Here is an 11,851-nt window from a genome sequence, read left to right as displayed (position 1 = left end):
TGACCATGAAACTGTTCGCGATCTATATCGGCGGCGAGCACCCACGCGCCAATATCGAGGTCCACGACATCCGCTTCATCGTCGCGCCGACGATCGAGGCCACGCACGAGGCGCTGAAGGCGCAGTGGTGGGGGCGGCCGGGCTCGCTCCACATCGACTGCTGGAGCGAGATCACCCATGCCGACGGTCACGCGGTGTCCCTGCGACCCGAACCGTCGGAAGGCGCGGACAAGCTCTATTACGTCAACCTGGGCGGCTACGACAGCGCCGAGTTCACCGAGCGGCATCGCAACGTCTTCGTCGTCGCCGACAGCCTGCCGGCGGCCAAGACGCGCGCCATCAAGCAGGCCGCCGGCTGGCGCGACGCGCACCGGGACGACCTCTATGAGGCTGAACAGGCGTTCGCTCTGGACCAGGCGGCGGCCGAGGAACGTCTGCACATCCACCTGACGCCGGCCCTGCTCACCGCCGATCCCGACTTCACCTGCCGCTACATGCCTCTGCGCTGAGCGCACAGGGCTAGCAGGGCGAAAGCCGACAGTTCACCCGACTTCGCTCCGGTTGTGGTTAACGCATTATACAACCTTCAAGGGCATGACTGAGGTTCTGCACGGCGCAGATGCGCGTCGTGGCGGTCAGGAGCACGCCCTTTGGAAGAGGCCATCGTCGAGTTCGTGGCCGAGGCGCGCGAGGGGATCGAGGCCGTCGACGCCAAGCTGGTGGCGTTCGAACAGAACCCCGACGACCCGGCCCTTCTGGGCGACATCTTCCGCCTGATCCACTCCATCAAGGGGACCAGCGGCTTCCTCGCCCTTTCGCGCCTTCAGGCCGTGGCCCACGCGGCCGAGAACGTGCTCGGCGCCTTCCGCGACGGCGAACTGGCGGTCGAGCCGCAGGCGGTCGGGGCGGTGCTCGAAGCCGTCGACGTGGTGCGCGCCATCGTCGAGGCGCTGGCGGCGGGCGGCGCCGAACCGGCGGGCGACGACGCCGTCCTCATCGCGCGGCTGGACCGGGTGTTCGACGGCGCGGGCGCGAGCGAGCCGGCGCCCGTCGTCGACGGCCGTTCCCTGCTGCAGCGCCTGGGCGGCGAGGCGACGCTGGATTGCGCCTGCGAGATGGCGCTGCCGGGCCTGCTGGCCGATCCGGTGCAGGCGGCGGCGCTGGCCGGGCAGGGGCTGGATCAGCTTCAGGGTCGCCTATGCCGGGCGCTGACCGAGGCGGCGCGACAGGACCGGCTGGCCGATCTGGGCGCCGCCGTGCCCGACCTGATCGGTCCCGGCCGCGATCGCCTGGCGGCCGGCTTGTCGCAGGCCCTGATCGCGCTGGACGCCGAGCCGGCGGCCGTCGCCGATTTGCTTGGGGCCCCAGCGCCCCTTCCCGTCGCCGAGCCCCCGCCCCGCATCGCCGAACCCGCCGCCGGGGCTCAGACCATCCGCGTCGGCATCGACACGCTCGAGACGCTGATGACTACGGTCAGCGAGCTGGTGCTGATCCGCAACCAGCTGATCCAGGCCCTGCGGGACCAGCCCGACAGCCCCTTCGCCGCCCCCCTGCACCGGCTGAACCAGGTCACCAGCGAGCTGCAGGAGGGCGTGATGACCACGCGCATGCAGCCGATCTCGGGCGCGTGGGCCAAGCTGCCGAGACTGGTGCGCGACCTGGCGATGGACCTGGGCAAGCGCATCGACCTGACCCTGACCGGCCAGGACACCGAGCTGGACCGCCAGGTCATGGAGCTGATCAAGGATCCGCTGACCCACATGATCCGCAACGCCTGTGACCACGGGCTGGAGGGACCGGACGAGCGGGTCTCGCTCGGCAAGCCGCCCGGCGGCCGCATCACCCTGTCGGCCCGGCACGAGGGCGGCGCCATCCTGATCGAGATGAACGACGACGGACGCGGCCTGGACGTCCAGAGGATCAAGGACAAGGCGGTGTCGAACGGCCTGATCGCGGCGGCCCAGGCGGCGACGATGGACGATGCGGAGGCGCGCCAGCTGATCTTCGCGCCCGGCTTCTCGACCGCCGAGACGGTGACGACGGTGTCGGGCCGGGGCGTCGGCATGGATGTGGTCCGCACCAACATCGAACAGATCGGCGGCGCCATCGACCTGGCGTCCACGCTCGGGCGCGGCACGCGCTTCACCATCCGCATCCCCCTGACGCTCAGCATCGTCTCCGCCCTGATCGTGGAGTGCGCGGGCGAGCGGTTCGCCCTGCCGCAGTCCGGAATCGTCGAGCTGGTCAGCCTGCACAGCCGCGATGGCGCGCGGCGGATCGAGACCCTGAACGGCGCCCCGGTCATGCGGCTGCGCGACAGTCTGCTGCCGCTGGTGTCGCTGAACGAGGCGCTGCGGCTGGACGGCGCGGACGAGGTTCGGGACGCCTGCATCGTCGTGGCGCGCGTCGGCGGCTTCCAGTTCGGCGTTCGCGTCGACCGGGTGTTCGACACCGAGGAGATCGTGGTCAAGCCGGTGGCCAGCCTGCTGCGATCCCTGCGCGTCTATTCCGGCGCGACCATCCTGGGCGACGGCGCGGTCGTAATGATCCTGGACTTCAAGGGCCTGGCCCTGGAGGCCGGCGCCGGGGCCCTGCTGAACCGATCGGAGGAGACGGTCGCCCCGGCGCCAGAGCCGTCGGAGACGACCGAACCCCTGCTGGTCTTCCGCGCCGCCGACGGCGCCCTGAAGGCCGCGCCCCTGGCCCGCGTCTCGCGCATCGAGGAGCTGGCGCCGATGCAGGTCGAAGCCGTCGACGGCCGTACGGTCAGCCAGTATCGCGGGCGTCTGATGCCGGTGCTGGACGCCGCCGGCGAGCCCGCGCGGATGATGGGCGAGGGCCGCCTGCCGCTGCTGGTCTTCGCGCGCGGCGACCTGCACCTGGGTCTGCTGGTGCAGGAGATCGTCGACATCGTCGAGGCGCCCGTCCGCTCCGACCTGCCCGCAGCGACGCCGGGCGTGATCGGCAGCGTCATCCTGGACGGCCAGGCGGCGGGGCTGATCGACATCGATTTCTACTGGCGCCGCGTGACGGGCGAGCCGGAGCCGCCGGCGGCTGGCGAGGCGGGCCGCCTGCTGGTGCTGGACGGCAGCCCGTTCACCCAGCTGATGGTGCGGCCGCTGCTGATGCGCGCCGGCTACGCCGTGCACGTCGCCGCGACGCCCGAGGCGGCCCTGGCCCTGCACGCCCAGGGGCGCGACTTCGACCTGATCCTGGCGGACACCAGCACGCGGGGCGATCAGGCCCGCCGCACCGCCCGCGCCCTGATGCAGGCGGACCGCTGGCGCGAGACGCCGCTGCTCAGCCTCGGCGTCCAGTCGCTGGCGACCGGCGGCCTGTCGGCGTTCGCCGGCCAGGACCTGCTGACCGACATCGGCGGGGCGATCGAGATGAGGGCGGCATGAGCGAGAGCCGTATCGAGGGGTTCGTCACCGTGCGCCTGGGCGACGCCTGCTTCGGCGCGCCGGTGCTGCAGGTGCAGGACGTGGTGGCCGAGGCGCCGCTGAACCGCGTGCCCCAGGCCCCGCCCGAGGTGGCCGGCGTCATGAACCTGCGCGGCCGGATCGTCACCGCCATCGACATGCGCCGCCGTCTCTGCCTGCCTCCGCAAGAGGGCGCTCGCATCAGCGTCATCGTCGAGCACGGCGCCGAACTCTACGCCCTGATCGTCGACGACGTTGGCGACGTGGTCTGGATGTCCCGGGCGGATCGCGAGGTGCCGCCCGTCACCCTGTCCGCCCACTGGCGCGCCCTGATCGCCGGCCTGCACCGCATGGAGGATCGGCTTCTGCTGATCCTCGATGTCGAGGCCGTCCTCACGCTTTCAACGCATCAGGCCCACGCCGCCGCCTGACCCGACCTGACCCTCCGAACCCTGATTGAGGAACCGCCATGTCCGCCCAACCCATCGAACCGACCCGCGCCTTCGACATCGACCCGGCCGCCGAGGCTGCAGGCCTGCTGGACGCCATCCGCAAGGCCCAGGCGGTGATCGAGTTCTCCATGGACGGCACGGTCCTGACTGCCAACGGCAACTTCCTGTCGGCCATGGGCTATCGCGCCGAGGAGGTGACGGGGCGCCACCACTCCATGTTCGTGGATCCCGACTACGCCCGAAGCCTGGATTACCGCCTGTTCTGGGAGAAGCTGGGGCGCGGCGAGTTCGACGTCGGCCAGTACCGCCGCCTTGGAAAGGGCGGCCGCGAGGTCTGGATCGAGGCCAGCTACAACCCCATCGTCGACGGCCACGGCGTGCCGATCAAGGTGGTCAAGTTCGCCACCGACATCACCGCCTCCAAGCTGCAGACCGCCAACTTCGAGGGCCAGATCGCGGCCATCAACAAGTCACAGGCGGTGATCGAGTTCTCGATGGACGGGACGATCCTGACCGCCAACGACAACTTCCTGCGCGCGCTGGGCTATGGCGCGGACGAGATCACGGGACGCCATCATCGCATGTTCGTCGATCCGGCCGAGGCCGCGGGCGCCGACTACCGCGCCTTCTGGGCCAAGCTGGGCGAGGGCCAGTTCGACGCCGGCCAGTACAAGCGCCTGGGCAAGGGCGGCCGCGAGATCTGGATCCAGGCCAGCTACAATCCGATCTTCGACGCGTCCGGCCGTCCCTACAAGGTCGTGAAATACGCCAGCGACATCACCGAGCAGAAGCGGATCGCCGAGCGGGTGACGGAGATCTCCTCCATCGTCGCCTCGGCCGCGTCCGAGATGCGCGCCACGGCCGAGAGCATGGCGCATACCGCCGAGGAGACGACGCGTCAGGCCGGCGCCGTCGCCTCGGCCGCCGAGGTCACCTCGGTCAACGTCCAGACCGTCTCGGCCGCCGGCGAGGAGCTCACCGCCTCCATCAGCGAGATCGCCCGCCAGGTCGCCGAATCCAGCAACATCAGCCAGCAGGCCGTGGCCGAGGCGGACCGCACCAGCGTCTCGATCCAGACCCTGGCCGACGCGGCCCAGAAGATCGGCAACGTCGTCACCCTGATCAACGACATCGCCGGCCAGACCAAGCTGCTGGCCCTGAACGCCACCATTGAGGCGGCGCGCGCGGGCGAGGCGGGCAAGGGCTTCGCCGTGGTGGCGTCGGAGGTGAAGAGCCTGTCGGACCAGACCGCGCGCGCCACGCACGAAATCTCGTCCCAGGTGGCGGCGATGCAGTCGGCGACCCAGACCTCGGTCGGCGCCATCGGCTCGATCACCGACATCATCCGCAAGGTCGCCGAGATCGCCTCGGCCATCGCCGGCGCGGTCGAGGAACAGTCCGCCGCCACGCGCGAGATCGCCGCCAACGTCGCCCAGGTCGCCGACGGCACCGCCCAGGTCTCGTCCAGCATCGCCCAGGTGTCGAACGCGGCGGTCCAGACCAGCGACGCCTCCGCCGACCTGCTCAGCGCCTCGGCCGAACTGGCCCAGCAGGCCGAAGCCCTGACCAGCGAGATGGACCGGCTGGCGGCGGCTTAAGACTCCTGCTCCGATCATCCCCTCGGACGAGGGGATCCAGTCCTTTGGCCAAGACCGCATCGCCCAACCGAGCGCGCGTTGCTCTCACTGGATCCCCGCGTCCGCGAGGATGATCGGGTCAAAGGGGTGAGGCCGGCTCAGGCCACCCGCGCCACCGTCGCGCCAGGGGCGAACACCCCCCGCTGCCCCGCCGCCGGGGCGAACACGCTGTTCAGGCCCACGACCGTCTCGGCGCTGCCCAGCATCAGGGCGCCGTCCGGCTCCAGCACCTCGGCCAGCCGCTCCAGCACCCAGGCCTTCCGAGCCGGCTCGAAATAGATCAGCACATTGCGGCACAGGATCAGGTCGAACCGGCCCAGACCCGCCGTGCCTTCCAGCAGATTGTGCCGCCGGAAGCGAACCATGCGGGCGACCTCATCGGCGACCCGGAACCCCTGGCCGTCGCGCATCATGAAGCGCGCCTGCCGTTCGGCCGACAGGCCTCGGCTTACCTCGAAGTCGCTGTACCAGCCGGTGCGCGCCCGCTCGAGAATGGCGTCGGCCATGTCCGTGGCCAGAATGTCGATGTGGAAGCCGGGCATCAGGGCCGCCTGCTCGATCATCAGCATGGCTAGCGAATAGGGCTCCTGCCCGCTGGAGCAGGCCGCGCTGAGGATGCGCAGTCGCTTGTGGGACCGCCGCCGCTCGATCAGCGCCGGCAGCAGCTTGGCGCGCAACTGTTCGAACGGCGCGCCATCGCGGAAGAAATAGCTCTCGTGCGTGGCCATGGCGTCGACAGCCTTCTGGGCCAGGGCGCCCGTGGGGGCCATCCGTATACGGCCGATCAGATCACACAGATCGGCCAGCTTCTCGGCCCGGACCAGCGGCTCCAGCCGGCTGCGCAGCAGGTAATCCTTCGCCGGCGTCAGCACGAGGCCGGAGCGCTGCAGCACGAAGGCGCGGAAGAAGGCGGCGTTCTCGGGGCTCATCGGGCGGCTCCCACGGCGTTGCGGATGTAGTCGCCGATCCGGTTCAGCGGCAGGACGGCCTCGACCACGCCCGTTCGCGACGCCGCCCCCGGCATGCCCCAGACGACGCTGGTGGCGGCGTCCTGGACGATGCAGCGCCCGCCCCGGTCCGTCACGGCGACGCACCCGTCGGCGCCGTCGGATCCCATGCCGGTCAGGATCACCGCCATAAGCCCCGCGCCGTAGACCTCGGCTGCGCTGCGCAGCATCGGATCCACGGCCGGCCGGCAGAAATGCTCGGGCGGGTCCTGGTTCAGCCGGATCACCGGCCCGGCCTGGGAGACCCCCACCGTCATGTGAAATCCGCCCGGCGCCACATAGGCACGGCCAGGAACGATGCGCTCGCCTTCATGACCCTCCGTACACGGACGGCCCCCCGCGCGCGCCAGTTGCTGGGCCAGCAGGGTCGTGAATCCCGCCGGCATGTGCTGGGTCAGCAGGATCGGAAGGTCCACACCTCCCAGCGCCTCGAACAGGCTCAGCAGAGCCGGCGGCGCCCCGGTCGATCCGCCGATGGCCAGCACCTTTGGCGCCCGCCGCACCGTACCGGTCGCGATCCGCGCCGGCGCGGCGAGTGCGCGCTCGGTCCGGCCCAGCGCCGTCACCTTTTCCGCCAGCTCTCGGTGGAAATCCTGCGCGATGGCCAGCGACCCGGACTGCGGCTTGGGCACATAGTCGTGGGCGCCCTGCGTCAGCGCTTCCAGGCTGATCCGCGCGTTCCGCTGGCTCAGGGTCGAGGCGATGATGACCTTCACGCCCGGATGGGCCGCCAGGATCAGGGGCAGGGCGGTCATCCCGTCCATGACCGGCATCTCGAGGTCCAGCACCACCACATCGGGCCGCAGCCGGGCCGTCTCGGCCACCGCCGCCTGCCCATTGGCGGCCCGCCCGGCGATCTCGATTCCGGGCCAGGCTTCCAGTCCGCTGATGATCAGGCCGCGCACGATGGCGGAGTCGTCGACGACCAGGACACGGATCGGCGGGACGGCGAGGCGAGGCGCGAGTGCGGACACGGCAGGTTCCTGATTTCCACCCAAGGTAGCATCGATGCCTGAACGATCGGTGTCGGCGGCGGCTGCCCAGCCAAGCGTAGCCATTTGCGCAAAACGGGCGTCCTATGCGGCCGCGACGGCGCGTCTGTCGTCCATCAAGGGAGCGAACTCAATGAACGCCAACCTCAACGCCTGGTCGCCGCGTGCTCTGGCGGTCCTGCGCATCGTCACCGGCCTGCTGTTTCTGGCCCACGGCCTGATCAAGCTGTTCGGCTTTCCCGAGGGCGCTCAGCCGGGCCAGCAGGAGCTGCTCAGCCTGATGGGCATCGGCGGCCTGCTGGAAGCCGTCGGCGGCGTCCTGATCGTGCTGGGCCTGTTCACCCGCCCGGTCGCCTTCATCCTGTCGGGAGAGATGGCCGTGGCCTATTTCATGTTCCATGCGCCCTCGAGCGTCTATCCCGCCGTCAACGGCGGCGACGCGGCCATCCTGTTCTGCTTCATATTCCTCTACCTGGTCACCTCCGGCCCCGGCGCCTGGAGCCTGGACGGGCGTCGCCGCGCCTGACGCCGCCTGCCGCCGCCCCGCGTCGCGCGGGGCGGCGGTCACGGCTCTTTTTTGGGGGTCCAAGGCGCGATGGTTTGGAGTATTCGGTCGGATGGGCCGTCACCGGGCTGACACAGGCCGGTGCGACGACGGCCGCGCCCCTCCCTGTCGCCGTGGCCTTCGCATTGAACGATAACCCCGTCCGTCTGCTGACACCGCGCCGCTTCGGCGACGCGCGCGGCTGGTTCAGCGAGACCTATACGGAAGCCTGGGCCGCCGCCCACGGGATCGATGTCCGCTTCGTTCAGGACAATCACTCCTACTCGGCCGACGCCGGCACCCTGCGCGGCCTGCATTTCCAGACGCCGCCGCACGGCCAGGCCAAGCTGGTGCGCTGCGTGCGTGGGTCGATCATGGACTATGCGGTCGACGTGCGGGCCGGATCGCCGACGTGGGGCCGATGGGTCGCGGCCGAACTCAGCGCCGAGAATGGCCGCCAGCTGTTCGTGCCGGTCGGCTTCGCCCACGCCTTCGTCACCCTGACCCCGGACGCCGAGGTCATCTACAAGGTGTCCGATGTCTACGCCCCCGATTGCGACGGCGGCGTCGCGTGGGACGACCCGGACATCGGCATCGACTGGCCCCTGCCGACCTCAGGCCCCGTTCTGTCCGACAAGGATCGCAAACTGCCGCGTCTAAAGGATTTTGACAGCCCGTTCGAATACGACGGTCGTCCGCTCTTGCCGCTGGAGATCGGCCAGTGAGAATCCTCGTCACCGGCGGCGCCGGCTTCATCGGCTCGGCGCTGGTCCGGCGCCTGATCCAGCATACCGACCATCAGGTCCTGGTGTTCGACAAGCTGACCTACGCCGGAGTGCTGAGCTCGCTCGAACTGGCCGCCGCCAGCAATCGCTACAGCTTCGTCCAGGCCGACATCTGCGACGCCGAGGCGGTGTCGAAGGCCCTCAGCGACTTCCAGCCCCAGGTCATCGCTCACCTGGCCGCCGAGAGCCACGTCGACCGCTCGATCGACGGCCCCGGCGCCTTCGTCCAGACCAACCTGGTCGGGACCTTCGTCATGCTGAATCAGGCGCTGGGGTACTGGCGCGGCCTGAGCGACGCCGACAAGGCCGCCTTCCGCTTTCACCACATCTCGACCGACGAGGTGTTCGGATCGTTGGGCGAAGAGGGCTTCTTCACCGAGACCACCCCCTACGATCCGCGCTCACCCTATTCGGCGTCCAAGGCCGGGTCGGACCATCTGGTCCGCGCCTGGGGTCACACCTACGGCCTGCCGGTTCTGGTAACCAACTGCTCGAACAACTACGGCCCCTATCACTTCCCCGAAAAGCTGATCCCCCTGATCATCATTCGCGCCCTGAACGGCGAGCCGCTGCCGGTCTATGGCGACGGGTCGAACGTGCGCGACTGGCTGTTCGTCGAGGACCACGCCGCCGCCCTGCAGGCCGTGTTCGAAAAGGGCGCGCCGGGCCAGACCTACAACGTCGGCGGCAATGCGGAGCGCCGGAACATCGACGTGGTGCGCACCATCTGCGCCATCCTCGACCGTCATCGTCCGCATACGGACGGCCGGTCCTATGCCGAGCAGATCGCCTTCGTCACTGACCGCCCCGGCCACGACCAGCGCTACGCCATCGACGCGTCGAAGATCCGCGCCGAGCTGGGCTGGACCCCGTCCGTGACGTTCGAACAAGGCATCGAGGCCACCGTCGTCTGGTTCCTGGAGAACGAGGCCTGGTGGCGGGACATCCTCGATCAGCGCTACGCCACCGAACGGCTGGGCCATGGCTGAGCCCGTCCACATCCTGGTCACCGGCGGCGCCGGACAGGTCGGCCTGGCGCTTCGACGCGCCGCCTGGCCTGCCGAGGTCGTGATCCACGCCCCCGACCACGCCGAACTCGACATAACCGATCCCGCCGCCGTCGCCGCCGCCTTCGCCCGTACGCCGTTCAAGGCCGTCATCAACGCCGCCGCCTACACCGCCGTCGACAAGGCCGAGACCGACCGGGAGGCCGCCTTCGCCGTCAACGCCACGGCCCCCGGCCTGCTGGCCGCCGCCGCGGCCCGGTCGGGCGCGGCCATGCTGCAGGTCTCGACCGACTACGTCTTCGACGGCTCCAAATCGGCGCCCTATGTCGAGGACGACGCCTGGGGGCCGCTCGGCGTCTACGGGGCGTCGAAACTGGCGGGCGAACAGGCGGTTCTGGCCGCCCATCCGCGCGCCGTCATCCTGCGCACCGCCTGGGTGCTCAGCCCCGACCGCGCCAACTTCCTCAAGACCATGCTGCGCCTCGCCGCCGACCGGCCGGCCCTGCGGGTGGTCGAGGATCAGATCGGCTGCCCCACCTCCGCCGCCGACATCGCCGAGACGCTGAAGACCCTGACCCTGCGCTTCCTCGCCGACCCCGGCGCGCCCTCCGGCGTCTATCATTTCGTCAACGCCGGCGAGACCAGCTGGGCCGGCTTGGCCCGCCACATCCTGACCCTCAGCGCCGCGCGCGGCGGCCCGACCGCGACGGTCGAGGGCATCCCCACGACCGACTATCCCACTCCCGCCCGGCGCCCCGCCAACTCCCGCCTGGCCACCGACAAGATCGCCCGCGACTTCGCCATCCATCCGCGCCCGTGGCAGGATGCGGTGGCCGAAATCGTGGACCAGCTGCTGACCGAAAGGGCCGCCGCATGAAGGGCATCATCCTGGCCGGCGGGTCCGGCACGCGCCTGCATCCGATGACGCTGGTGACCTCCAAACAGCTGATGCCGGTCTACGACAAGCCGATGATCTACTATCCGCTGTCGACCCTGATGCTGGCCGGCATCCGCGAGATCCTTATCATCTCGACCCCGCGCGACACGCCCAGCTTCCAGACCCTGCTGGGCGACGGATCGCAATGGGGGCTCAGCCTCTCCTACGCCGTCCAGCCGGAGCCGCAGGGCCTGGCCCAGGCCTATGTCATCGGCGCGGACTTCGTCGCCGGGGGGCCATCGGCCCTGATCCTGGGCGACAACATCTTCTACGGGCACGGCATCACCGACCTGTTCCTGCGGGCCATGGGGCGACAGAACGGGGCGACCGTCTTCGCCTATCATGTCAATGATCCGGAACGGTACGGCGTAGTCCAGTTCGACGATCGCATGCGCGCCGAAACGATCGAGGAAAAGCCGGCCAACCCGAAGTCCAACTGGGCGGTCACAGGCCTGTACTTCTACGACAGTCAGGTGGTGGACATCGCCGCCAACCTGAAGCCTTCGCCCCGCGGCGAGCTGGAGATCACCGACGTCAACCGCGCCTATCTGGCGACCGGCGATCTGTCGGTCGAGATTATGGGCCGCGGCTATGCCTGGCTGGACACCGGCACCCCCGACAGCCTGGTCGAGGCGGCCGGCTTCGTCCGCACGCTGGAGCAACGCCAGGGCTTCAAGATCGCCTGCCCCGAAGAAATCGCCTTCGAAAAGGGCTTCATCGACGCCGCCCGCCTGGAGACCCTGGCCGACAGCCTGGGCAAGAGCGACTACGGCCGATACCTGCGCCGCGTCCTCGCCAACCGCCGCTAAGGCCTCAACCCCCGCCGAACAGGAACCGGTCGAAGCTCTCGTGCTCGCCGTTGAGCCGCACCAGCATGTCGGCCTGCCCGTCGCCGTTCACGTCCACCGTCAGCGAGGTGATGTCGGTTCCGGCGTCGTAGCTCAGCACCAGCTCGCCCGCGTGACCGGAGAAGCTGTCCACGATGGTGAAGCCCTGGACCCCAGCCGTGTTCACGTCGCCGTCGATCTGGCGGAAGTCGATCTTGTCCGACGTGTCGTTCAGGTCGGT

Annotated in this window: 12 protein-coding genes; 9 read left to right on the top strand and 3 right to left on the bottom strand. The window is 69.7% G+C overall.

Annotated features, from left to right (window positions below):
• The first annotated feature begins 5 nt into the window (after positions 1–5).
• From ASG17_RS14870 to ASG17_RS14855, 4 genes are all read left to right on the top strand, one after another.
• Positions 6–509: a DUF1543 domain-containing protein gene (locus tag ASG17_RS14870; protein ID WP_056105385.1), complete on the top strand. Its 504-nt coding sequence runs from the start codon at positions 6–8 to the stop codon at positions 507–509.
• Between the two features lie 141 nt (positions 510–650).
• Complete coding sequence (locus ASG17_RS14865) at positions 651–3,404, top strand: chemotaxis protein CheA (RefSeq protein WP_056105383.1); 2,754 nt, start codon at positions 651–653, stop codon at positions 3,402–3,404.
• The gene (locus tag ASG17_RS14860; protein ID WP_056105381.1) at positions 3,401–3,853 is read left to right on the top strand and encodes a chemotaxis protein CheW; all 453 of its coding nucleotides are present in this window, start codon (positions 3,401–3,403) and stop codon (positions 3,851–3,853) included. Before ASG17_RS14865 ends, ASG17_RS14860 begins: the two co-directional genes overlap by 4 nt.
• Before the next feature lie 38 nt (positions 3,854–3,891).
• A complete protein-coding gene (locus ASG17_RS14855; protein WP_082496323.1) occupies positions 3,892–5,472 on the top strand; it encodes a PAS domain-containing methyl-accepting chemotaxis protein in 1,581 nt (526 codons plus the stop codon).
• A 137-nt stretch (positions 5,473–5,609) separates the two neighbouring features.
• On the opposite strand, the gene ASG17_RS14850 is transcribed toward ASG17_RS14855, so the two are convergent.
• Positions 5,610–6,440 (bottom strand): protein-glutamate O-methyltransferase CheR, encoded by an 831-nt coding sequence (locus tag ASG17_RS14850; RefSeq protein WP_056105380.1) that lies wholly within the window; start codon positions 6,438–6,440, stop codon positions 5,610–5,612.
• Positions 6,437–7,492, bottom strand: a complete 1,056-nt coding sequence (locus ASG17_RS14845; RefSeq protein WP_056105377.1) for a chemotaxis response regulator protein-glutamate methylesterase — start codon at positions 7,490–7,492, stop codon at positions 6,437–6,439. Before ASG17_RS14845 ends, ASG17_RS14850 begins: the two co-directional genes overlap by 4 nt.
• A 151-nt stretch (positions 7,493–7,643) precedes the next feature.
• Here ASG17_RS14845 and ASG17_RS14840 point away from each other — a divergent pair, with 151 nt between their 5' ends.
• The 5 genes from ASG17_RS14840 to rfbA all read left to right on the top strand — a co-directional run bounded on the left by ASG17_RS14840 (position 7,644) and on the right by rfbA (position 11,592).
• Positions 7,644–8,036 (top strand): DoxX family protein, encoded by a 393-nt coding sequence (locus ASG17_RS14840; protein WP_056105375.1) that lies wholly within the window; start codon positions 7,644–7,646, stop codon positions 8,034–8,036.
• A 74-nt stretch (positions 8,037–8,110) separates the two neighbouring features.
• Entirely contained in the window at positions 8,111–8,779 is a 669-nt protein-coding gene (rfbC, locus tag ASG17_RS14835) for a dTDP-4-dehydrorhamnose 3,5-epimerase (RefSeq protein ID WP_369796715.1), read from the top strand.
• Positions 8,776–9,828 carry a dTDP-glucose 4,6-dehydratase gene (gene rfbB, locus ASG17_RS14830; RefSeq protein WP_056105373.1) on the top strand — a complete coding sequence of 351 codons (1,053 nt, stop codon included), beginning with the start codon at positions 8,776–8,778 and terminating at the stop codon, positions 9,826–9,828. The genes rfbC and rfbB overlap by 4 nt, the downstream gene beginning before the upstream one ends.
• Complete coding sequence (gene rfbD, locus ASG17_RS14825) at positions 9,821–10,723, top strand: dTDP-4-dehydrorhamnose reductase (protein WP_056105371.1); 903 nt, start codon at positions 9,821–9,823, stop codon at positions 10,721–10,723. The genes rfbB and rfbD overlap by 8 nt, the downstream gene beginning before the upstream one ends.
• On the top strand, positions 10,720–11,592 hold the full coding sequence (gene rfbA, locus ASG17_RS14820) for a glucose-1-phosphate thymidylyltransferase RfbA (RefSeq protein WP_056105369.1): 873 nt from the start codon (positions 10,720–10,722) through the stop codon (positions 11,590–11,592). Before rfbD ends, rfbA begins: the two co-directional genes overlap by 4 nt.
• Positions 11,593–11,596: 4 nt before the next feature.
• Here rfbA and ASG17_RS14815 read toward each other — a convergent pair.
• Positions 11,597–11,851: M10 family metallopeptidase C-terminal domain-containing protein (locus ASG17_RS14815; protein WP_056105368.1), on the bottom strand; the 255-nt coding region annotated here is incomplete at its 5' end.

The organism is Brevundimonas sp. Leaf363 (assembly GCF_001424025.1).
GTDB lineage: Bacteria > Pseudomonadota > Alphaproteobacteria > Caulobacterales > Caulobacteraceae > Brevundimonas.
The sequence above is the reverse complement of the archived record's forward strand: the minus strand, read 5'-3'. Positions and strand labels throughout refer to the sequence as shown.